At 58.8% G+C, this 22,804-nt stretch carries 20 protein-coding genes and 2 tRNA genes; 10 read left to right on the forward strand and 12 right to left on the reverse strand.

What is annotated here, in order from left to right:
- The first annotated feature begins 16 nt into the window (after window positions 1–16).
- From EL18_RS10030 to EL18_RS10040, 3 genes are all read left to right on the forward strand, one after another.
- On the forward strand, window positions 17–1,501 hold the full coding sequence (locus EL18_RS10030; protein ID WP_051913991.1) for an ATP-binding protein: 1,485 nt from the start codon (window positions 17–19) through the stop codon (window positions 1,499–1,501).
- 147 nt (window positions 1,502–1,648) lie between these two features.
- Window positions 1,649–1,725, forward strand: a tRNA-Arg gene (locus tag EL18_RS10035).
- A 116-nt stretch (window positions 1,726–1,841) separates the two neighbouring features.
- On the forward strand, window positions 1,842–2,099 hold the full coding sequence (locus tag EL18_RS10040) for a hypothetical protein (protein ID WP_152552986.1): 258 nt from the start codon (window positions 1,842–1,844) through the stop codon (window positions 2,097–2,099).
- An 88-nt stretch (window positions 2,100–2,187) separates the two neighbouring features.
- Here the strand turns inward: EL18_RS10040 and EL18_RS10045 are convergent, their stop codons facing one another.
- The 5 genes from EL18_RS10045 to EL18_RS17800 all read right to left on the reverse strand — a co-directional run bounded on the left by EL18_RS10045 (window position 2,188) and on the right by EL18_RS17800 (window position 8,777).
- Entirely contained in the window at window positions 2,188–3,390 is a 1,203-nt protein-coding gene (locus tag EL18_RS10045) for a beta-barrel domain-containing protein (protein ID WP_036482467.1), read from the reverse strand.
- Complete coding sequence (locus tag EL18_RS10050) at window positions 3,383–5,560, reverse strand: type I secretion system permease/ATPase (protein WP_051913993.1); 2,178 nt, start codon at window positions 5,558–5,560, stop codon at window positions 3,383–3,385. Before EL18_RS10050 ends, EL18_RS10045 begins: the two co-directional genes overlap by 8 nt.
- Window positions 5,557–6,972, reverse strand: coding sequence for a TolC family protein (locus EL18_RS10055; RefSeq protein ID WP_161781989.1), 1,416 nt, complete (start codon window positions 6,970–6,972; stop codon window positions 5,557–5,559). The genes EL18_RS10050 and EL18_RS10055 overlap by 4 nt, the downstream gene beginning before the upstream one ends.
- Window positions 6,973–7,778: 806 nt before the next feature.
- On the reverse strand, window positions 7,779–8,570 hold the full coding sequence (locus EL18_RS10060; protein ID WP_036484512.1) for a glycosyltransferase family 2 protein: 792 nt from the start codon (window positions 8,568–8,570) through the stop codon (window positions 7,779–7,781).
- 132 nt (window positions 8,571–8,702) lie between these two features.
- A tRNA-OTHER gene (locus EL18_RS17800) sits at window positions 8,703–8,777 on the reverse strand.
- A gap of 49 nt (window positions 8,778–8,826) precedes the next feature.
- Here EL18_RS17800 and EL18_RS18400 point away from each other — a divergent pair.
- The 5 genes from EL18_RS18400 (at window position 8,827) to EL18_RS17810 (ending at window position 9,969) form a co-directional block, all read left to right on the forward strand.
- The gene (locus tag EL18_RS18400; RefSeq protein ID WP_425277152.1) at window positions 8,827–9,027 is read left to right on the forward strand and encodes a DUF551 domain-containing protein; all 201 of its coding nucleotides are present in this window, start codon (window positions 8,827–8,829) and stop codon (window positions 9,025–9,027) included.
- An 85-nt stretch (window positions 9,028–9,112) separates the two neighbouring features.
- The gene (locus EL18_RS17805; protein ID WP_152552987.1) at window positions 9,113–9,322 is read left to right on the forward strand and encodes a hypothetical protein; all 210 of its coding nucleotides are present in this window, start codon (window positions 9,113–9,115) and stop codon (window positions 9,320–9,322) included.
- Between the two features lie 111 nt (window positions 9,323–9,433).
- The gene (locus EL18_RS18405) at window positions 9,434–9,559 is read left to right on the forward strand and encodes a DUF551 domain-containing protein (protein WP_425277153.1); all 126 of its coding nucleotides are present in this window, start codon (window positions 9,434–9,436) and stop codon (window positions 9,557–9,559) included.
- Window positions 9,552–9,725, forward strand: coding sequence for a hypothetical protein (locus EL18_RS17970; protein ID WP_161781990.1), 174 nt, complete (start codon window positions 9,552–9,554; stop codon window positions 9,723–9,725). Before EL18_RS18405 ends, EL18_RS17970 begins: the two co-directional genes overlap by 8 nt.
- A gap of 37 nt (window positions 9,726–9,762) precedes the next feature.
- Entirely contained in the window at window positions 9,763–9,969 is a 207-nt protein-coding gene (locus tag EL18_RS17810) for a hypothetical protein (RefSeq protein ID WP_152552988.1), read from the forward strand.
- A 92-nt stretch (window positions 9,970–10,061) separates the two neighbouring features.
- Here EL18_RS17810 and EL18_RS10070 read toward each other — a convergent pair whose 3' ends face one another.
- The 4 genes from EL18_RS10070 to EL18_RS10085 form a co-directional block, all read right to left on the reverse strand.
- Window positions 10,062–10,346: a hypothetical protein gene (locus tag EL18_RS10070; protein ID WP_036482476.1), complete on the reverse strand. Its 285-nt coding sequence runs from the start codon at window positions 10,344–10,346 to the stop codon at window positions 10,062–10,064.
- A complete protein-coding gene (locus EL18_RS10075; RefSeq protein WP_036482479.1) occupies window positions 10,330–10,791 on the reverse strand; it encodes a hypothetical protein in 462 nt (153 codons plus the stop codon). Before EL18_RS10075 ends, EL18_RS10070 begins: the two co-directional genes overlap by 17 nt.
- A gap of 129 nt (window positions 10,792–10,920) precedes the next feature.
- Entirely contained in the window at window positions 10,921–11,169 is a 249-nt protein-coding gene (locus EL18_RS10080) for a hypothetical protein (RefSeq protein WP_051913997.1), read from the reverse strand.
- Window positions 11,169–11,954 carry a glycoside hydrolase family 108 protein gene (locus tag EL18_RS10085; RefSeq protein WP_036482482.1) on the reverse strand — a complete coding sequence of 262 codons (786 nt, stop codon included), beginning with the start codon at window positions 11,952–11,954 and terminating at the stop codon, window positions 11,169–11,171. The genes EL18_RS10080 and EL18_RS10085 overlap by 1 nt, the downstream gene beginning before the upstream one ends.
- Window positions 11,955–12,213: 259 nt before the next feature.
- Between EL18_RS10085 and EL18_RS10090 the strand changes: the two genes are divergently transcribed.
- The gene (locus EL18_RS10090) at window positions 12,214–13,107 is read left to right on the forward strand and encodes an FkbM family methyltransferase (protein WP_051913999.1); all 894 of its coding nucleotides are present in this window, start codon (window positions 12,214–12,216) and stop codon (window positions 13,105–13,107) included.
- Here the strand turns inward: EL18_RS10090 and EL18_RS10095 are convergent.
- On the reverse strand, window positions 13,102–15,426 hold the full coding sequence (locus tag EL18_RS10095) for a hypothetical protein (RefSeq protein ID WP_152552989.1): 2,325 nt from the start codon (window positions 15,424–15,426) through the stop codon (window positions 13,102–13,104). The genes EL18_RS10090 and EL18_RS10095 overlap by 6 nt on opposite strands.
- Window positions 15,427–15,518: 92 nt before the next feature.
- Between EL18_RS10095 and EL18_RS10100 the strand changes: the two genes are divergently transcribed.
- Entirely contained in the window at window positions 15,519–15,815 is a 297-nt protein-coding gene (locus EL18_RS10100; RefSeq protein ID WP_036482487.1) for a hypothetical protein, read from the forward strand.
- A 202-nt stretch (window positions 15,816–16,017) separates the two neighbouring features.
- On the opposite strand, the gene EL18_RS18195 is transcribed toward EL18_RS10100, so the two are convergent.
- Complete coding sequence (locus EL18_RS18195) at window positions 16,018–20,175, reverse strand: hypothetical protein (RefSeq protein ID WP_244444547.1); 4,158 nt, start codon at window positions 20,173–20,175, stop codon at window positions 16,018–16,020.
- Complete coding sequence (locus tag EL18_RS18200; protein WP_244444548.1) at window positions 20,175–22,796, reverse strand: hypothetical protein; 2,622 nt, start codon at window positions 22,794–22,796, stop codon at window positions 20,175–20,177. Before EL18_RS18200 ends, EL18_RS18195 begins: the two co-directional genes overlap by 1 nt.
- Between the last annotated feature and the right edge of the window lie 8 nt (window positions 22,797–22,804).

Raw genomic sequence — 22,804 nt, forward strand, 5'->3', positions numbered from 1 at the left:
TGGCAGAGTGAGGCTCATGGTTCTTCAACCCGCCCGGGAAACCGAAACCGAAAGTGACACCGACACGCCTGCCGTGCCGCTGACCCGCGGACTTTCGCTGAAGCTCCTTGTCCTGACCATTCTTTTCGTAATGGTCGCGGAAGTGCTGATCTTCATTCCTTCGGTTGCCAATTTCGGCCAGCAATGGATGGGGCAGCGCCTGCGCACTGTCGCCGCCGTGGGTGTGGTGCTTCTGCGCGGCGAAGCCGACAGCCTGACACGGGAAGCCAGTAACGACATCTTGATGGCGACGGGCGCCAAGGCCATTGCAGTACGCGAGGAAGGTGTCGCCCGCCTGCTCGTCGTCAGCCAGATGCCGCCGGAAGTCGACATGCATGTGGATCTCGATGCCGTTGGCCCGGTGGATGCAATCGGCCAGGCTTTCTCCACGCTGCTTTTCGGCGGCAACCGCATGTTGCGCGTTTTTGGCGAAGTGGGTGAAGGCGGGCGGGAATTTGAGGTCATCATGCCGGACGCCCCCTTGCGCGGCGCGATGCTGACCTATGCACGCAATGTCGGGCTCTTGTCGCTGCTCATTTCGATATTCACCGCAACGCTTGTCTTTGCCGCCATCAACCGCGTGATGATAAGGCCGATCCGTGCCATGACACGCTCGATGCTTGCCTTCGGGCAGGCGCCCGACGATCCTTCACGCGTAATCCGCCCGGAGGATCGCGACGACGAGATCGGCATTGCCGAGCGGGAGCTTGCGCAGATGCAGCGCACGCTTCTCAACACGCTTGGCGAACGCAAGCGGCTGGCTGATCTCGGCCTTGCCGTCTCCAAGATCAATCATGACATGCGCAACATGCTGGCTTCGGCCCATCTGATCTCTGACAGGCTTGCGACCATCGAGGACCCGACCGTGCAGTCGCTGACGCCGCGGCTACTGCGCACGCTCGACCGCGCGGTTTCCTATTCGGAAGGCGTGTTGGCCTATGGGCGCACCCAGGAAGAGCCGCCGCGCCTGCGGCGGGTGCGGCTGCGCACGCTGGTAGACGATGTTCTGGCCACCCTGCCGGTGGAAGCCGATGGCGAGATCGCGCTCGAGAATCAGGTCGAGCCGGACCTGGAAATACGCGCCGACCCCGATCAGCTGTTCCGCGTGCTTGCCAATCTCAGCCGCAATGCCGTGCAGGCCATGGGTGCGGACAGCGACAGCGCCACCGTGCGTGCTCTTTCAATCGCCAGCCAGTACCGGCCGGGAATGGTAACGATCCTTGTCAGCGACACGGGTCCTGGCCTCCCGACCCGCGCACGCAAGAACCTCTTCGCAGCCTTCAAGGGTGCTGCGAAAAGCGGTGGGACGGGGCTGGGCTTGGCCATCGCCCACGAACTCGTGCGCGCCCATGGCGGCACGCTGGAGCTTGTGGAAAGCATTCCCGGCAGCACCATCTTCGCCATCGAATTGCCCACCGGCGAGGCGGAAATCCAGCCGACGGGCGCAGTTGCGGCCAAGTAGGCAAGCGCAGAATTCCGCACTGCAAAATTCCATGTGAGCGAATTCAGAAAATTGTCACATCAGTGCTTGCTTTTGCCGTTTTCCCTCGTTAGGAAAGCGCCATCGATCGCTGGCGAGACCAGCCGATCCGCTGCTAAGGCAGCAAGCGCGCCCGTAGCTCAGCTGGATAGAGCACCAGACTACGAATCTGGGGGTCAGAGGTTCGAATCCTTTCGGGCGCGCCATATTCACGACTTCCCCGTGTTTCGCTGGCTTTATTCGTCTCAGAGGGGAGCTTCGGGACGTCCCCCCATAATTTCCCCATAACACCTCCACCAAGCCAATCTCGGTGCTTCAGTTCTTGCGTGTTTCAACCGCGTTGGATCTTCTTGCGCGAGATATTGCTTTGCCTATCAGACCTTTGACCGACAAAACGATCATGCTGAGAATCCTCGATGATTTTGCGGGGCTCGGCATTTGTGAAGAACAACTAGACGAGGCTCTTGTGCGCCATGGACCGGTGGATCTTGATCTGCTGGCGGAGTGCAAGCGTGAGCATCCCTATTTTTCGGCGCGGCGGGAACAGCCGGGGTGGTTCTTTCTCGAAGCGGCGGAATAGCTTTTTTCGACTGCAGCCTCATCAGGATGAAAAACCGCCGGGCGACCGGCGGTTTTTTTGCGGCTTGGCCAGGCCGTGGGCGGCGGCCTTACCGTTCGCTCAAGGCGAGCTGACCCTGCATCAGCGGCTTGACCAGATATTCGAGCACCGTCTTTCCGCCGGTCTGGATGTTCACTTCCGCGATCATGCCGGGCTTGATCGGCAGCGGGCCGTCAGGACCTTCCAGGGCGGCTTTCTCGGTCAGCACCCGCACGCGGTAATAGGGTTCGGCGTCGCGGCGCGTCTCGTCGATGATCGTATCCGCGCTTATGAAGACGAGTTCGCCCTTGAGCGCGCCGTATTTGGTGTAGTCATAGGCGGTTATGTGCACCGATGCCGGGAGGCCGGGATAGAGGAAGGCGACGTCCGAGGGGCGGATTTCGGCCTCGACATAGAGCTGGTCGTCAAGCGGCACGATTTCCATGATGGTCTCGCCCGCCTTCACCACGCCGCCTTTCGTGGTGACAGCCAAATCCTTCACGATGCCGCGTACGGGCGAACGCAAAACGGTGCGGGTGAGCGCGTCTTCCTTTTGTGCAAGTTGCTGGTTGAGCGAGGCGAGTTCGGCGGATTTGCGGGCGATCTCGTCATTGATCTCCTGGAAATAAACATTCTCGACATCGTCGAGCTGGCCGCGCAGATCAGCCACTTCACGTTCCAGCCTGATGGCTTCGACCCGGCTTGCAGCGCCGCGGGCCACCAGGGGCTTTACCAATGCCAACTGGCTTTCCGACAGCGCCAGACGTTCCGTCAGTGATTGTATGGCCTCGTTGAACTTGCGGCGGCGCGAGATGAAGAGGTCGCGCTCGATGCCAACCAGCACCTCCTGCTCCATCACGTCCTCGTCGAAGGTGACGGTGTTTGCCTGAGAAAGTTCGGCCTGCAGGCGCGACAGGCTGGCGCGCAGGGCAAGCGTCTGGCCCTGCAGGTCCTGAAAGGCGGAGCGGAAGCTGGTGTCTTCCAGCACGGCCAGCACCTGACCTGCATTCACCTCCTCACCCTCCATCACCTCGATGGAACGCAATATGCCGCCTTCAAGTGACTGGATGATCTGCCCGCGGCTCAAGGGCGCGACCTTGCCGGGGCCGCGCGTTACCTCTTCGAGTGGCGCGAAGGCCGCCCAGGCGAAGAAGATCGCAAGCGACACGGCAATGAAGCGCAGGACGGTGCGGTGCGTGCCAGCCTCTTCAAGGAAGCTCGCTTCGGCCTTCATCCAGACCGGGGCCGTTTCCACGGCGGTTGTGTCAGTCATCGCTCTTGCCCTTGTTGCCGGAAAGTGCGGCCAGCACGCCTTCGAGCGGCCCTGCGGCTGCGGGTTTGCCGTGGTTCATCACCACCGCGCGTTCCACCAGCGCCAGAACCGGCTGGCGGTGCGTGGCAACGACCAGGGTGCGACCCACGAGCCATTCGCGCATGCGGTTGATGACGCGTGTCTCCAGCGCGTGGTCCATGGCAGCCGTGGGCTCATCCAGAAGCACGATGCGCGGGTCGCGCAGCCACAGGCGGGCAAGACCGACGGATTGACGCTGGCCGCCGGAGACGCCCGAACCGCCCTCGCCTATCGGCCGGTCAAGCCCCAGGGGATGGTCGCGCACGAGACTTTCAGCGCCGACAAATTCGAGCGCCTCGATGAGTTCCTCGTCCTCGCGATCTTCAAGGCCGAGATTGAGGTTTTCGCGCAGCGTGCCGAAGAAGAGGCGCACATCCTGCTGCAGATAGGCGATGGCGCGGCGCAGATCGACCGGATCGATCTGGCGGATATCGGTACCATCCACCAGCATCCGCCCACTTGCAGGATGGTAGAGGCCTGCCAGCATCTTCAACAATGTCGACTTGCCGGAGCCATTGGTGCCCAGAATGGCCGTGGCCGAACCCGGCTCGAAGGAGAGTGCGGGCACCTGCAGGGCCGCCTCGCTGTGCTCGTCATAGCGGAAGGCGACATCTTCAAGCTGGAAGCCGCCCTTCAGCCGTGGGCGATGCACGAATTTCCGATCCTGCGGGCGATCCACCGGTGCTGCCATGATCGCGCCGATGCCCGACAGCGCGACTCGCATCTGCTGCCAGCGGCCCAGAATGCCCGAAAGCTGGGTCAGCGGTGCAATGGCGCGCGAGGACAGGATCGTGCAGGCCAGAAGCCCCCCGACGCTCATCTCCCCGGAATGTATCTGATAGACCGCAACGACCGTGACCATGACATAGGCAGCCTGCTGCACGCCAACGGCGCTGAATTGCAAGGTGTTGGTGAGGCGGCGCATCCTGGCCGAATTGACCGCAAGCAGCGCGGTATACTCCTCCCACAAGCGCTGGAAGCGGCTTTCGGCATTGATCGATTTGACTGTTTCGGCCCCCGTCATGGCCTCGACGAGCAACCCGTTGCGGATGGAGCCTTCCTTCATGTTGAGGCGGGAATATTTCTCCAGCGGCCACTGGGCGATGACGCCCGGCAGCACGATCAGGGGAATGGCGGCGATCAGCACATAGGCGACCGGCCCCCCGATCAACCAGATGATGCCGACAAACAGGATGACGAAGGGAATGTCGCTGATCGCGCCGATCGTGGTGGAGGTGAAGAACTCCCGTACGGAATCGAATTCGCGCACCTGATTGACGAAGGAGCCCGTGGATTTGGGCCTGACTTCCAGCCGCATACCGAGTGCGCGCTCGAAGATGTGGGAGGACAGGCGCACATCCAGCCGCTTGCCTGCCACATCCATCAGCTGTGCGCGGGCGATGCGGGCAATGGCCTCCAGCACGATTGCAATGCCAACCCCGATGGTCAGCACCCACAGGGTCGCGAAGGCCTGATTGGGGATGACCCGGTCGAAAACCTGGCGCGAGAAGAGTGCCGCACCAAGTGCGAGGAAATTGGCAAGCGCTGCGGCGGCAGCAACTTCAAAGAAACTCATCTTCAGGCGGGCGACCTGGCTCCAGAACCAGTGCCTGCCTGCCGAAATGTTGAAATCGTCGGCGCGGCTGTCGCTGCGCGTGACCGGTGCTGCGAAGATGACCGGACCGGCCATGATCTTCTGCAGTTCGGCGAGCTTCACCTCATGCTGGCGCACCTCCATTTCGGGCATGATGATCCTGCCCTTCTCGCCCTCAATGGAGGTGAGAAGACAGGTGGTGCCATCCACGCGCACGATAAGAACCGGCAACAGGGCCTTGTCGATGGTGGAAAGTGTCACGCCGCTGCGCACACGCACGGAAAGGTCGGCACGCGCGGCTGCACGCGGAAGAACGCCCAGCGTCAGCTTGCCGTCGGTCAGCGGCAGGCCGGCAGTCAGCTCGCCGGACGTCGCCGGGCGATTGTAGAGACGGCACAGGACAAGCAGCCCATCAAGCAATGTGTCGCGTGTTTTCGGTGCTCCGTCCTTGCGTGTGGCAGCAGACAAAAGGGTCGTGATTTCCGGTGCAAAACTCATCGCGTCTGCTCCCCTGGGTTAAGTCCAAGTGTCGGAAGAAGCTGACCGAGTGCGCCGGCAGCGGTATATTCGAGGTCTAGAATGTCGTAGCGGGCATTCACGCGGCTGCGCTCAAGGCGCACGATGTCGGCCTGTACCGTCACCAGATCCACCAGCGTGCGCTCGCCGATCTTAAACTGCTCCTCGTAAAGCGCGCGAAGCTCCTGCGCCTCTTCAAGCTGGATGCCGTAAATGCGCTGCTGATGCGCAAGCGTGGGGGCACGGTCACGAAGGGCACGCAGCTGCGCGGTCGCCTCACGCTTCTCCGCCTCTGCGGTCCAGCGGGCGGTTTCGGCGGCCATGCCTGCTGCATCCACGCGTTTGAGATTGCTCAAACCCGTAATGCTTGGCCCGGTTATGCGCAGACCCACGCCTGCCTTGTCCGAACTTGACCCTTCGGTGGCGCCGTAGACGGCTTCGGCGCTCAGCCGTGGAAGCAGCTCCGCCTTGGCAAGCTTCACGCTTTGCCGGGCTTCCGCCTCGCGCTCCAGCGCGGCCTGCACTGCCGGAGCATGTGCGACGAGAGCCTCGATATCGGTGTCGCTGGTGACCTTAAGGCCAAGGCGAGGAACGCGAACCGTAGAGCGGCTCTCCATCCCGATTTGCGTGCGATAGATGCTGCGTGCATCGCGCAATGCGCCATGCGCCTCCTCCAACTCGGAGCGGGCTCCACCAAGACGAACCGCCGCCAGACGCGCCTCGGTTTCGTCCACGACACCTCCTTCTGATCGCACGGTCGCCAGATCCAGGAAGCGGTCATGCACGGCGACGTTTCTTTGCGCCACCTCCACAAGCTCCGCGTGGCGCTCCACATTGATCTGCGCGCGTGCGGCATCGAGCGCCGCCTGCTCTTCTGCGGCACGCAGCGCGGCAATCGCGGCCCTTTTTGCGGCATCCGCACCGGTGATTCCGGCGTGGGTGTGCCCCCAGTCGAACAATGGCTGGGACAGGGTCACCTCATAATCGTAGTCGCTGCGCGTGCCCATGCCGGCGGAACTGTTGAGGGTGGGGAAATAGGCCTGCCGTGCGATCTCGGCATTGATGCCGGCGCCTGCGAGCTCGGAGATGCGTGCGCGCACCTGCGGGTTTATCGAAAGCGCCTGCTTAATGGCCCGCGTGAACCCTTGAGATGTGGCGGAGAAAGTTGGGCGGCGGGTCGTGCCAACTGTGAACGGATCTGTCGCTGGCCCGGCGTCGGCACCCTGTTTCTCCTTCTCCAGCGGCTCCGGCACGTACAGATCCGGGGAAAGCGTCTCGACCTTCGGCTTGCCCACAGGCGGGCTTTCATCGAGCTCGTCAAGAATCCCGGGCTTGTCTCCAAGCGCGGGGAACGATGCCCCGCAGGATGTCAGCAACAGCGCCGAAGCACTCAAGAGCAAGGTGCGCAAAGGAACTGAAAGGTCAATCCGCGCTGAGGTCTGCACTCTCGAAATCAGATGTGACACAGATCGCTCTCCGGTTCAGGATGCCCCCCGGATGCGCAGTTGAACGCCTGATGGTCCCCGCTCAGGCGGAAACCGGGCCAGGTCGTGCGGGATGAGTGCGCTTGCGGATGAAACGAGCCGGTCGACAGGTCATTTGAGCGGGCAAGGGCGAAATATTACCGTTCAGCACGGCAGCTCTCCAAATTCATTTATCAAAATGAGACTGTTACTCGCCGTCGTAAAATTCGGCGCGGTACATGTACGACTACTGCCCGAAATGGGCCTACAAGTTCCAGCCACCCGATGGCGATGTGGCTAGAGGAAATCACCTGCGCTTCAAGAACTAGAATACACGTTTAAGTTTATCAACCATCTCTTTACGAAAACTTTCGCCCGTTCCGCAGCAGAGCATGATCTTCCGAATTTTTTCGAGAAAAAAGTCCAATATCACCGTATTGCTATTCGCTCATAAAGCATGTGCCTGCGTAGAACAGCCTTACAACGAACGCAGAGAATACAACTCAGCGTTACAAGTATCACCGGCTCCAGCTGCCACCACACAAGCTGAAGTCGATCCACCAGGGGCGTTCACCAGCATGCCTCAACAAGTTTCGCAGACGGCAGTACAAACCCTGCCCGACGCGTCCGCCAAGTCGACCCTCCCGCCCCCCGGGTCGGCTTAGCCCAAAGCCTCGTTTGTCACGTGTTTCGACGCTGGCAGGCGAGGCTTTGGGACCCTTTTCCGGAAGGTCGTTTCAGATCGCCACCTCGCGTTCGGCCAGCCAATGTTTCCACTCGGTCTGGAACGCATAGCTGCCGTCGAGCAGCGACGCGGCAAGGCCGCCCCAGCCACACAGGAAGTATCGGCGCAGCACATAGGAGCGGAAGAAATATTCCAGTGGCGAGAATGCCATCTTGATCGGCAACGCCTTCTTGCCGCGCTCCAGGCGCTGCTGCACTTTCAGCGATGAATAGGCTATCTGCTTTTGCGCATGTTGCTCGGGCGTCATCCACGCATTGTGGAGAATGAAGCCTTGCTTCAGAACCCCCGTGGGGCCACTCACCGAAACACTTTCATGGACGCTCTGCGAGAGGTCGAAACCGCCTGCGCGCCGATCAAAAAATCGCAACATGCGCGTATGGGCAACCCAGCGATGGGCGTGGCCGTAGCCGGCGATCCATTCACGGCGCAACAGATCATAGCCCTTTTGCGCGGGGCCACTTGCCATGAGATCGGCGATGGCCTTGCGCATAGGCTCATCAATCTCTTCATCAGCGTCCAGGCTGAGGCACCAGTCGTGGCGGCATTGCTCGAGCGCGAACTGTTTCTGCGCTGCGTAGCCCGGCCAGTCACGATGGAAAAGGCGTATGGGCAGCCCTCCCGATTCCAGCTCTTTCAAAACCTCCAGTGTCCGGTCCGTCGAGCCGGAATCAACCACCACAATGTCATCGAAATCAGCGACTGAGCGCAGACAAAGAGCAATCGTCTCCTCTGCATCACGGCAAATGACAAAAACAGAGGCAGGAATAGGAGAAGTCGCGGACATCAGGAACAAACTCATGACAATGATGCGCGCAAACTAGTGAATTCGGCGCATGATGTCAGGCCTGCGTCACATATCAAGCGCGTGCGCGAGCAAGAATGAAGGCAATGTGCAAAGAAATTCGGGGAGATTTGCTGGTGCTGCCGGAGAGATTTGAACTCTCGACCTCTCCCTTACCAAGGGATTACAGGGTTGAGGAATATCAACAGCTTGCAGGGCGGGAATGCCCTACTCCACGGATTTTTCACGAGGTGATGAAATGAGTGAATGGCGACCGATTAAGACTGTCCCGAAGGATGGGACGCACTTTCTCGCGTACAGCCCAGGCAAATACTACCAGTGCTTTGAATGCTGGTGGGAGGAAGGTCTTCAACATTGGCAGTTTTGGATAGACGACTGGGACGCCGCTCCCGAACCTACTCACTGGATGCCTCTCCCTCAGCCGCCGGGAACCACCTAATGCGCTTCGCCGGACTGACTGAAAACGCCTATGGCTATGTTATAATAGCGGTCATCTTGGCTGCTATCGGATTGGGGATATGGGAATGGCTGATGAAGTAAAGCATCTAGAGTTGCACCAACCGATTTACGTAGGGAAAACCCCTACCGGCAATCTGCGCTGGTACAAGGGGGAATTGCAGCAAGAGTTTCGGGTGACGTACATCCAACCGAATAGCCACCACCCGAACAGCTATTCAGGGCGTTCCGAGTGGGAAGCGGTACCAACGGTCGAAGATGATGATGCGGCAGACTGACCCATTCAACGAAAGAGAAGAACGATGGATTGGAAGCCTATAGACACAGCGCCAAGGGATGAATGGATATTGATGTGGTGGAAGCCTCGGACACCTAACCGCTACGCCGAGATGTGCGTCATAGGCCAAGTGAGTTCTTACGAGTCAGGAAGGTGGTGGAACGGGCAACGAGGGCAGTACGAAGACCTGAGCCACATCACCCACTGGCAACCTCTTCCAGAGCCGCCGAATGACTGACCCATTCAACGAAGAAGCAGCCCGCCTTGCAGCCCTAGACCTATTCCCTGGCAGAGAGTGGGAAGACCTCACCGATGGTGAGCGGGACGAGGCGCGGAAGGAAGTGGAAGAGTTTCGCCGGCTGATGGGCGATCACAGCGCCAAGAGCCCTACCGACCTGCACTAGCTGAATACATCTGCGAAATGGTGATCGAGCCGCCTTTGTGACCGCACCGATTGCACCGCAGGGCATTCCTCAGCCGGTCATCACCGATATAGCTGTAGTCAGCTCCATACCGCTCAATGAGCTTGTGAATGTCGAGACGCACGCTGTTCCCGCAGTTCGGGCGCGTGCAGTGCCCCCAGATACCGACATCCAGATCAAGACAGTCCTGCAGGGTTCTCACCGACATGCTCATGGGCTGGGCTGATATCGGATCGGAGCAGGCCCGTAAACGCAGAAAAGCCGCCCCACCAGCTAAAAGGCCAGCGGGGCGGATCGATCGTCAATGGATCTGATGTGTCATGGCGGGCGCTTGGTCAACGTCTGCACCAGCTTATCAAGCGTCTCCTGCAATTCGTTCTGCTTCCGGTCGGCAAGGATGCTCATGGAGGCGTTGATGCCCTCGGCAGCCTCGACCAATCGGCGGGCCATGTCCTTCTCTATGAAGCCAAGTGAGGCAGCGGTGACATAGGCGTCATCGCGCGGCGGTGGCTGTTTCCTCTGATTGAGATAGCGCCCTGCAGCAGCGAGCAGGACGATGAGGCCATAGGCCCCGGCGATCCAGACCTCAGTGCTTATTTCCATTGCGCGCCCGCTCCTGATGACGTTGATCGCTTGCGGCGGCATCGGTGACAGCGCGCATTACATTGTAGCTGTCGAGCAGGAGCAGAACCGGATAGACCGCAAGGCCAGTGCTCCATGTGCCGGCCTGCGCGAAGCCCACCGTGATCTGAAACCAGAACAGGCAGGCTATGAATGCCCCCAGCGCCCTCAGATGCGGGGATCGCCGCCACGCCCCGTTGATGGCAAGAAAGATCAGACGCCCTGCCCCGGCCACCAGACAAAGCAGCGCCCAGGTATCCTGCTTCATCATCGCAGCAAGAGGCCGATAGCTGGCACCATCTGCAAAGAGATCGGGATTGAGGACAAGGATCAGCGACCAGTTCAGAAGCATCAGGGCAAGCGCCCATTCCGATGCCCGGACTGGAAAGGTCTCTCGAAGAGACTGCTTGATGTGCGCGAGGATCATGGGCGGCACCCATATTTCTGATACCGGCCACGATGCTGCGCTATGGCCACGGCTGCCGGTCGATCGTTCTGCACCAGATAAGCATTGGTTGCCGGCTGGGGATGGATCGGCACGAGAACGTCGCATGGCTCAGCGAGGCTCGTGCTCTGGCAGCTCGCACCCGCCAAGAAGGGCACACAAGCCAGCGTCATCAGCATTGAGAGCTTCATAGTCGATGGCCTTTCCATCTTTGAGGATTGAAATGCGGTCGGATTGAAGGCGCTGCAGAACCGCCATGCGGCCCCGCTGGTAAGCGTTCCAGTGGGTGAAGGTCAGAAGTCCCACCACAGCCAGAACGGCACCGACACGAAGCCATGCGCCAATGGAGAGGCCAAACATCAAGCCTCTCCGAACTCTGCTTTCAGATCGCGATAGACCTTCGCCAGATCATGCCTGCGCTTGATGGCGTAGATCGCGAAGCCGACGATGACCGCGACAATGACGAGCTGCACCCGCCAATCCAGATCAGCCAGGGCAGCGAGCGGCGCACCGATGGCCGTTGTGAGCCACATCCAGACCGTCTTGCTTTTCGCCATGGGCTTGTCGAGATTTTCAGGGTCTTTCACCACCGGCTTCTCGACAGGCACAGGAATGCGCTTCACGTCAGCAGGACGCCCGACCATGTTCAGCGCATCCTGACGCACCTCGGAGACACGGCGGGTCCAGCCATTGCCGAAAGTTGGCCAGTGCTTCAGCTTGCGCAAGAAGGCCATGCGAGCGTTGCAGAGCTTGATGATGATCTCGCTCGGATCCATCGCCTCGACAGCTTGCAGCGTCTTGGGTCCGACCCGGCCATCAACTGTGGTGCTGACAATCCTCTGCAGGTATTTCGCCGCACGGCTGGGACCGGAGTTCACAGCGAAGTCGAAGACGGCATAGTCGACGCCAGAGGGCAGAGCTTGGGCATTCACCGCGGCCCAATAGTGCCGGTAATAGACCGTGGCGATCTGCTCATTCGTGATGGCGCGCAAATCATCCTTGGTCGCATCGGCCTTCACGTAGCGGCGGAAGGTGTGAAGCGTGACGCCCTTCATGGTGGCGCCACCGGGATCGGCAGGATGGTCTGCCCAGCCGCCCTCATGCTTCATGACGAGCGGAAGCGCCCGCGCGAAGTTGCGGTCCATTGGATTTCTCCGTTTCAGATGTGGGTTAGAGCGTCAGCGGATTAGAGCCGGGAGAGATGGCCGAGAGTGCGTTTCATGAAAGCGCCTCAATACGAATACCCGCTACGTCAGATGCCGTGCGGCCTATTAGATTTCTCCGCTTCAGAAGCGGCGGAGCAAAGGTCAGACAAAATCGCCCAACACCACCAATGGACGACTTGCGTCAGGTCGAATCAATCTTTAAGGGTGAAGAAGTTCCGATCTTCCCGAGGTTGCACTTATGTGGGCTCCTGACTACGGTGCGTTGTTCGCCAATTGCTCTGCTACTTTCGATCCGAAGAAGGTTGTCCAGCGGCATGCGGCCAACGATATCAAGCCGGATCAGCGTTACGTGACCAATTTTCTCGGCGTGCGCATCGACCCTAAATTCTTTCCAGGCATACTGGACGGCCAAGAGGGCCAGGTCCACCCGATACCCATCCCCGCTAATTGGCACGCGGATCTGGCCGAATGGGCGGCTGTACTTCGAGCGGTTGATACCGCACGCGAGAGCTTCAGAGCCGTCGAGCTAGGCTGCGGATGGGGCTGCTGGTTAAATTGCACTGGTGTAGCCGCCAAACGCTCGGGTTTATCGGTGGAACTTATCGGCGTCGAAGGTGACTCCGGTCATGTCCAGTTCGCCAAAGAAGCACTTGAGGCCAACGGCTTCGCGCCATCAGAGTATCGTATTGTCCACGGTATTGCGGCTTCAAAGCATGGAAAGGCGCTATTCCCCAATGCCGGTAGGTCTGGATACGATTGGGGAGCCAGCCCGATTTTCAGCGCGGGCTGGCGACGGGCGATGAATGCCGCCAGCGGGAAGAGCCACCACACCCTAGAAACAATCACTGTTGCAGACCTTACTGCTGGCTCACCAATCGATTTGCTCCACATTGACATCCAAGGTGGCGAATTGGACTTAGTGCGTGGTAGCCTCAGCGATATCAACCGGCACGTTCGCCGCATGGTTATCGGTACACACTCCCGCGAAATCGAAGGGGTGCTGATTGACCTGCTCTCGCCAGCCGAATGGACACTCGAAATCGAGCGACCAGCGATATATCGGCTTTCCGACGAAGGCGCGCCAGAGCTTATGGTTGATGGGGTTCAGGGTTGGGCTAATCGTCGGCTATGAACGGCTATAGCGAATGCTCCCAATGATCCGGCTTCCATTTACAGCCGGGAAGGCATCTACTGGTGTGGTAATACGGACTAAATTATCTCCGGTGGTCGCTTTCGCGTTCAGCAGGGAACCGCTCGTCAGAATCTCCGTAGCCGTACCAACGGCTACGCCGTCTTGCGCCAATGGCAGCGAAAACCTGACGCTGCCCCCACCTGACCCCACGTTAGTCACCGTAATATCAAACGTAACATCAACCCACTCGCCCTGCACACGATAGGCGAACGCAGTGGTCCCGAAGACAAAGCCAGTTCCCCCCCCCGTGTCGAGGGTGGACGGGACATATGTCTTGTAATAGTCAGGGCTATCGACTACGCCATCGTGTGCCGAGAATAGGGTGCGCCCCGCCAAAGGAGAATCCTGCACTCGGCCATCCAGAATGAGCGTATTGCCTGCCTCGACCACGACCCCCGGCGTGCTGGCGTTGGCAAAACCGTAATCCGTAAAAGATGGTCGCCCGATGCGAACTGTGTTCCCGGTACCAGCGATGTACAGCGCCTGCTGTCGGTGCGTACTGAAATAGCCGCGCCCAACATCCATATCGAAGTTGGAACTCAGGACAAGGATACCTGTGGAGTTTTCTGTCGATAGTCCGTAGCAGTTAAGGTAATCAATTGCAATCGACCCGGTGGTAACGCTGCTATCGATCAGGATAGCGCGCCCGCAGAGGTCTAGATATGCGTAGTTGACACTACCACTGGTGATCGAACCAAAACCGTTATCAACGATGTGCCAAGCAATCTCGGCATAAATCGAGAAGTAACGCGGGATTACTAGCCCATCTACCCGGCCTGTGATCAGAGGACGCAAATTAGCTTTCGTGTAGGCAGTGACCGTATCCGCGAGAGACCAGAACGCCCAGAAGTGTGCCGTCACCTCCGAGACATCATATATTTGATCGATATCGATACCTCGCAGAAGGGGTTGTCCTCGCGCGTCCACCCGAATACGACCCGCCCTAGAGAGCCGCGCATGCAAGAATCGCGTGGAGTTTAGGCAAAACCACTCCAACGTCACATCGCAATCAGTAAAACGAAGATCCCAGTCGAAGTCACCGGGGGTAAAGGCTGCTTCTGTGGGCGTCGGCTGGCTTCTGAAGGAACCGCACCCCTTGGCGATGAAGGCGACGGAGTCTGTAACGGCGTTCGTGCCATCAACATCAAAGCCAACCCCTGCATGATCAAAGTGGAACCAGGAGCCGGGTCCGCGTGTGTGCGCTCCGCCGCTCGGGGACGCGTCAACAAGGTCGATGATCGGGATCACACCAAGCCCGTAGAACACGCATGGGCGGGCTGGTATGATCGGTGCAGTCGTTCGCGTTACGCCAATCGGCACCTTGTAAGTTCCACCGCGCTCGGCGCATGCCTGGAGTGCGACCGTATCATCGGATACGCCATCGCAAACAGCACCGAACCACCGGATATCCGATCCTTCTACGGCCCACCCCCCCGCACGAACCCATACGCCGCTTGCTGCCGAGATAGCATCAGCTTTTACGTAGATACCTTCCTGCGTATCGGAGGCCACCTCTACTGAGTAGTCACCTGCACGCCAGACGAACTGACCTTCGCGCCCTTCTTCCGTAAGATAGGCAACAGTGTCTTTCGTCGTATCGAGCGCCTTCAACGCCGTGCGTGTGGTAACGTGCGTTCCAACGGCTAGGGTATCTCGCGCATCGTCAGCCGTCTCCGCAGCCAGCACATCAAGACCGGTAGCGCCTGCTGGAGCATTCGGAAGTGTCACAACGTCACGGTTAGTAAGTGCGCCGTTATGCCAGCCCAACAGTCGCCCCTCTTCAGGAGCAGGTCCGTTTGCAAGGTTTACACCATCCCACACCAGAGGGCTTCCGTCCTGCGAATCCGGCAGCGCTGGACCGGCTTTCCCTGGAGGCGCTTTCGCTGTGCGGCCAAGTTCTGCGCTATGATCCTGGATCATTCGCACCATGCGGTCCAACTGGAGTTCAACCGCACCAGCGTCGTTGCGGCTGGCATTCTCCAGATCCACGACCTGCGTTTCTTCCGTGGAACGGTAGATGACCACAGTCACGCTGGAGGCCGGTGCAGTGGTGAAGGTCACGGTCCCACCCGCGTCGTTACCTTCGCCCGAAACGGTATAGTCAGAGCCAAGCGCCTTTACCGTGTCGTTGCCGTCGCTATCGCGCAGAATGACGATCAACTCGTCATCTTCATCAAAGCGCACGGGATAGGAAAAGGCCGTGGTGCTTCCATCGCCTGCATAGGTGCGAATGAGATCACCGGGAACGGATACCGTCATGGGGCTTTGCTCCAATAGAAAAAGCCCCGCTTGTGGCGAGGCTTGCATTCGGTCAGTTTTTGAAGTTGAGTTCTGCTTCTCGGAGGAACCGTATGAAGCTATTAGCGTTGTTTGCGGCAGTTGCCGTATCAGGCTGCGCGGCTGGCAATTATGCAGCCATGCAAAACTATATTGGCGTTCCTATTGGTGAGGCCATTGTGCAGAACGGCCAGCCGGAATCCCGCGTTCGCCTGGATAGCGAGCGCGTGGCCTACACCTTCTTCTTTGATCGCATGTATAACGGCACCAGTATGCAATGCCGGTTTACCTTCATCGCGAAGGAGAGAGGCGCTGCGTCACCACAGTCACCTATTGTTGAGGTGCGCGACCCAGGACCAGCCTGCCGTTAACAGGAGTTAGCAAACCGAGAATATCGGTCGCATTCTTGCAGCAGGAAGTCAGGTGTTTTCGTTACAGACATGACAGCGACGGCGAAGCACGCCACCGCACCAAACAGAAAGGCCGCGAAACGAGCGCCCTTTCCATCTTCAAAAGACGTGGCACAACCAATAAGCAAGAGAGCGCCGGTTATGCCGATCACGCCAGAGAGCATCAGTTTCTCCGTGTATCGGGTAAGTTCAATGCCTCGCCTGCGCCCTCTTCAACGGCATTCAGCATCTCCCTAATGTAGAACAAATTCTGCGCTGGAAGCAACTGACGCGCCTTGCGCAAGTCTGATTTAGTCGTATCACCTGCGAAGATAGAACCCGACACCTGGAAGATATCGGCCACAGCGTCCGCAGACGGGCCGAGGAACGCGCCATAGACGTTTCTGGAGGCGTAACGCGTTACCTGCTCACCAGTGAGTGCTGAGAAGCCTACACGCCCTCGTGTGGCCTTTTCCGAGATGGCATTCACTTCCATGAGCCAGCCCGTCAGGCCGGAGCGGTCGAGTGCGTTCACAGCCCACACTTGCGGTTCATCCGGCAATTCGCGCCCTGCCGTGATTTCCTTCAATGCGTGCGCCATAGCACCAAGGCCGAGCATGGCAATCGTGCCGTTCAGGACTGCCGCGTCACGCTGCTGCAAACCCGCAAGGAGCGTGCGCTGCGTCGATGACACAAGGAAGCTCTTGAACTGCCCAACCGTCTTGCCGAGTTCGGTACTCATCCACAGCGGCTTGTCCTGCCCCGGTGTGACAATGATGCGATCCACGTCACGGACGATAGCGGCACGGAAAGCCTCAGCGGCTTCGCGATCCGTCCAATCGCCGGTCTGTGCCAGCCACACATTGCCTTGCCTGTCGCCATGCTTCTTGAACTCGAAGGCAATGCGACCGGCCATGTCTGCGTCAATGCCGGATGCAGCCAGCTTGCGCACCACGTCTTGAGGTGCAGAACCCTTTGCCAGTTGCTCGGAAGCGCGCAGCACATTGGTCATTGTGACCATGCCCGCGAATTGCTTCATGGCCGCGTTCCACGGTGCCATGAGAGACACAAGGCCGAACTTCGAAGACAGGGCAGACAGACCGCGTTCAAATTTCGAGTGCCGCCCGAACTCGTCCATGATATCGGCAATCGCCATGGTGCGGGTATCAAGCACCATATCAAGCGCCGTGCCTGCGGTCTTCACTTCATCCGCTGCAAGACGGACAGCCTTGAAATTGCGGATCAGTGGCAAAAACCCATCCTTGAACGTGCTGGTCAGACCATGCGTAAACACCACCTTTGCCATATCCGGCAGGGCTGAAATCGTCATACCACCGAGCAGGCGCACATAGTTCAGATTGCGTGCTACACGGTTCGCGCGCACCACCAGCGAAGATGGATCGGACGGCATGGCATAGGTGCCGCGAATACGGTCACGGATGCCCTCGATATCGCGGATAGCTGCCTTTCGCTCCTTCTCAAGAGCCTTGCGCTCCTTCTCCGTCTTGGCGTTCCTGATCTTCGCATTGGCCTCGTCATTGACCTTGCGAATTTCTTCTTTCAGATCCACCGATCCGAATTTCTTGGCAAGCTCGATATCTGGAGCCATTGTACGCATCTGCATACGCAGGACGGTTTCAATATCGTTTTCCAGGAACTCGTGAATCTTCGCACTCTCGATCTTGAGAACGCGATCCTTGAGCGCGCCACGCGGACCAGCAACGATATCGTAAGGAATGCGACCTTCTGCATTGCCAAGGATGGTATCAACCACCTCGTCAACCATCGACATGATTTCGTCTTCTGAGAGGTCCGCGAACTCTTCGGCCTTTTCCAAGTCAGCGGCTTTTGGCGCGGTCTTTTCGAGCGTGTCAGCTTTGCTGCTTAGCTTGCCGATATTCTCAGCCAAACGCTCCAGGTCCACGCGCTTTGCGGCCATTTCGGCAAGCATCTCGTCCGTAGCCTTGCCGTCTGTCGCTAGTCGCTCAATGGCCTCGACACGATTGCGAAGCTTGCGCTGCTCCAGCTTGGCTTTGAAAAGGTCGCGCTTTGTGCGAGCAAGGTCCACCATTTGCGAAATGCGCGGCGAGGCATTCGCCAGATCGCCAACTTCTGCAAGGCTTTCCTCAAGCTCATTCAGTTCATCCGCGATAACCTTAGCTTCCGAGGCACTGATATCGCGCTCATTGCGCAGCGCATCGGTTGCCTTGTCAAAATCTTCCAGTTCGCTTTCGAGGCGTGAGATACGCGCATCAAGCCCATCCAGATCCTTTTCAGCACCAAGAATACGGCGGATATAATCGCGGACTTCCTTGACAGTAGCGTTCGACCCAAGCCCTACACTCTCAAGCCACTGCTCGGCTACCTCTGAAAGGTTCTCGTTGATTTCTTCCGCTGCTACCTGCTCAGCAGTCTTGAGCGGGTTGCCTGCCAGTTCCTCACGGATGGCGTTATGCAGAGCATTGCTATCGACATAGCCCGCACCATCATCCGGCAGATTGTCAAAGATCGGGTCTTCGCTTTTGACGAAGTTGTCAATATCGCCGAGACCGCCATTCTTCTTGAACAGTCCGGGATGCGTCTTAGGCGTAACGCCCATAGAGCGCAGTTCGCTGTCAAGCTTAGAGCCGACACGCACACCGCCCTTGCTACGGATCGTACCAAGCACCGGATAGCGTTCGGCGTAAGATTGTTTGCGGTTGGCAGAGCGCTCAGCCTTGCGCGCATCCTTGACCACATCAATCATGGTCGCGGTTTCATCTGCGCCGCGCAGTGCCTTCACGACTGGATCAGGCGCACGCTCGCGCATCACATCAAAGCGCGTCTGCCTATTGGCTTCTATATCGGCCTGCTTGCGCTGTCGTACCGCAGAACGGCCTTCCAGACGCTGCTCCAGGCTATCCAGGCGGGAGAATGCCTGCTCGAAGCGTGAGCGCACCTTATCAGCCTGGATAATCTTGCTGCCGACACGCAACTCTTCCGCACGGAAACCCGCTGCTTCCTGCTTGGATTTGAAGTAGTCAACGAGACGCTGCGTGAAGTCACCGCGCCTTGCAATGATCATCTCGCGATTGTAGACGCGGAACCTGTGAGAGATATCGCCAGCAACCGCAATGTCTACCGGGAAAAGACGCGCCTCGATAGCAGCCTTCTTCAACTGCTCGTCAATCTCGCGATAAACCTTAGCAGCCTGCGCGACTTCCGGTATCTCGTGCGCCTCGCCTGAATATGCAGCGCGGCCAACCTCTTCCTTGAACTCCTTATAAGTGAGTTTCTGCCCGCCTCGCCTACGGTCCAGTTCGGACAATGCAGGAGACAGGCGACGCTGCCAAGAGGACGGCTCAGGCGTGCCGTGGAAGTACCTTGCATAGAAGGTATCAATCTCGCGCACGGCCTTTGCCATCGGCGCGTTCCACATCTTCACACGGGTTTCAACCGAGCCACCCTTTTCTGTCGCAACGCCACGCGCGTTCTCGGCATATTCAAGCGGCGTTTCTGCCAGCCCGCGCACCGTCTGCCGCCCGCTTTCGAGAGGGGAAAGCTGGAGGCGGATCAATGGGTCTTGGCGATTGATGCCGGGGAGGCGCTTGATAAGGCTCTCATCCTTGAGCGTCACGGCTCCCTTGTCACGAGCCGCCGCACCAGCCGATGCCGCACCCGTATTGATGAAAGCCTGATCGAACTCTTCAAAGCCTTGCTCCTGCGCTTCCACCTTGCGCGACAGAGCAACCTGCTCGGCTGGCAGAAGATAGCGACCGGCAAGCGCACCAAGCGCCCCACCAAGCACGACAGAGCCGCCAATGTTCAACGCAGTCTCGCCTGCCGTACGCGTGGCCTGCGTGGCCTGTAGAGCAGCCTCGGACACGCCCGCATCTAGTGCAGCCGCACCGGCAACGCCAAGGGCCAGCGAACCAGTCGTGCGCGCACCCACTGTCACGACTGAGCCGGGAATGAGTAGTGTCGGCAAGTCAAACACGCCAGCCGCCATTTCGGCAATGATGCCGCTTGCCCCTGCTGCATCGAGTGTGCGCCGGTCCTGCTGCTCCTGCTTGATTTGCAGTTTCTTTGCCTCTGCTGCTCGCTTGTTGAAGATGCCCGCGAACTCTTCCACGTAAGGCGCGAAGTCGGGATCATCCTTCACATAGTCGATGGCGTTGAACCCTTCTTCTATCTCATAAGGATCAGCCATGCCACGAGAGGCCATGAAGGAGCCAATCGTGTTTTGCGTGCGGAAGGCTGCGCCGAGCGTATCGCCAAGCGACGGGTCCGCCTGCTCCACACGTTCTGGTGCAGCAATATTGGCGAGGTTCTGCGGCGTTACCCGCTCTTCAAGAAAAGGCATTAGCCACCAAACCTTGCTGGATTAGGCGCGGGGAAGCGGTCAGTCTTGCCGTTCATCAGGTCTTGCCTCTGCTCCTGCAATTGCTCTTGCTGTGTCGGAGGCGTGACGCGGGAAGGCTTGGGAGGCTCCACCGGTCCACCCAAGTAGCTATCCAGTGTGGTTTCACGATTGCGTCCTGCCTCGCGATCCTGCGCGTTGATGCGCTGCTGACCTTGGCTAAAGATGGCGCGATCCATGCGGCGCTGAGATTCGCGCTCTTCCGCGCTCTGCTCGATCTGCGCACGCTCCTTCTCTGCCGAAGGATCAGGACGCCACAGCTTGCCGGGGATGGTCTGCCATACCCCATCCGCATCCTGATACAGAACGCCATAGGCGGGCATTTCACCGCGCTTGACCATTGCGTCGGTCTGCGGCGTGGTAACTAGCTGCACCTTGTCCATATCAATGTCTGGCGCAAACTCAGACAGGTCACGCTTGAGCTGCTGCTTGGTCCAATGGAGCGACTTGCTGCGGTTGATGTTGCTCTTTACCATTGCAGGCCAGTAGCGTTCAGGCGGGTGTTTCATCACCACCTTGCGGCCCGTAACCTCGGTTGTGCCATAAAGCCGCTTCATGCGCTCAACGGCGCGGTTCTGCGCAACCTCTGCATCACCACCGGAGCGATAGAACTCATCTTCCGCAATGGCGATATATTCGGCCTTGATGCCCGCTTCCTGCGCAGGCGTGAAACCAATCTCAGGATTGGAACGCCACCCTGCAAAGCTTTCGTCAAAGATAGAGGCAAGATCATCATCCTGCCGTTCCTTGATGAAATCCTTTACCAGAGGCTCAAGCGCCTTGCGGTCACGCTGTTTCTGAGGGTCACGCTGATCAAGCAAGCGCTGCGCTGCCTGCTCCGGTGAAAGGTTCAGGCGATTGACGAAATAGCTGAAATCATCCGCTGCGTCCTGCACAGCCTTCCCGCCATCACGACGAGACAAGGCAGCAGGATCGACCGAAGCAAGGCGCTGTGCGGACTGTGCCGCTGCTGCCACTTCCGCGATGTTCTGGCTTTCCAGACCGCCACGAATGGCATTAAGCGCAGCTTGCGGCACAACGCCCGTCTGACGGACAATCTCTTCCGCCGTGCTTTGCAGGTCTTCAACGGGAACGGTCTTAGCCATCTCCTTGAAGACATTATCGACCGTATTCTTGCCCTTGCTGTCATACGGATCGACACGCAGCGCACCGGCTTCGAACTTGGCAAGCGCATCAGCCGTGGCAATGCGTTCCTCGTTCTTCGAGCGATAGGACTTGAGAAGATCGGCCTTGTGCGCGTCGGAGAGGATTTCGTCTTGCAGGATGGTCAGTTCGCTTGCCACGTCGCCGGTTTCAATGCCGAGTTCGAGCGAGCCTTTGTGCTGGTCATACTGTGCCTTGAGGGTAGCGCTGATTGCCGCCTTCCCCCGCTCCGCCGCATTTTGTGTGCGGTCGAATAATTCCAGGCGCTTTTCAAGTGGAAGGCTGGAATAACGTGGGTCTGGCTCAGACTCTTCGGCTACCTTGCCAAGAGCCTTGACAAACCTGCGGCCATAAGAACCAACATCAGTCCCCAGCACATCTTTGCGGCTGGTTTTGCCAACACCGCCGGGACCGGCGAACCAAGCTTGCGCGGCACCTTCCGGGCCGAAGCGCTTAACGTAACCGCCGAATTTGTGGTCAAATATAGCGTCCTGAATTTGCGGGTTCGCCATAAACTCTTCTGGCGTGACCTCACGGCCAAGAGCCTCACGTGACCACGGGCCGATATTGGCTTCCATGATCTGATAGCGTCCAAGGGCACGACCCATTTTTTTGTGGCGCGGGCCAATAGCTGCGTAATCGCCGCTCCCCTTGCTCTCGATGGAGGCTATCGCATCCCGATAAGCACCCATATCACCGTCCACAGCGCCACGCACACCAAGGCGGGCCGCTGCGTTCACGGCGGCTTCTGGGTTCTGTTCGGCATCACGCACTTCGCGCTCTCCGAGCGTAAGTGCAAGAGTGCTTTTCCATGCTTCAAGAAGTGCCTGCTTCTCGGTAGTAGGCAGGCCGGATAGCTCTATAGCCCGTGCGCCATCTTCCAACGCAGCCTCGAACAATGAGGGATCGTTGAATACCTGTGTCTGTAGCTTCTCTTGGCTCTCAGTAATCCCTTGACGGAACCAGCTATGACGCTGGTCAACCTCTTGTGCCGCAGCCTTGTTGATGAAGCTTTCACGCTGCGTTGCCACCAGTTCGGAAACCTTGGGACGCAGGCTTTCCGGCACCGTGCGCAGGAACTCGTCAGCCTTGGCGTTGAACTGCTTGGAGACGGCTTCCGTAAAGCCTTCACCGGACGGGTCTATGTCCTGCTGCGTCTTGGCATAATCCAGCGCGAAGTGATCGCCGAAGCGGCGAAACTCCTGATCGGCGCGGAACTCTGCCGTCTGCATACGCATACGCTCACGGCGCAATTCCAGGTCTTGCTGCGCATTGGTTGCCTGCCCGATGGCAGAACCCAACTGCTGTAGCCCCTGCCCCACCGAACCGTCAACGCGGGTATTGGGAACCCCGCCTACGTCAATGGTGCGCTGAGACTGAATAGGTCGAATGACTGCCATTTAAAGCG

This window comes from Nitratireductor basaltis, assembly GCF_000733725.1.
In the GTDB taxonomy this organism is placed as follows: Bacteria; Pseudomonadota; Alphaproteobacteria; order Rhizobiales; family Rhizobiaceae; genus Chelativorans; species Chelativorans basaltis.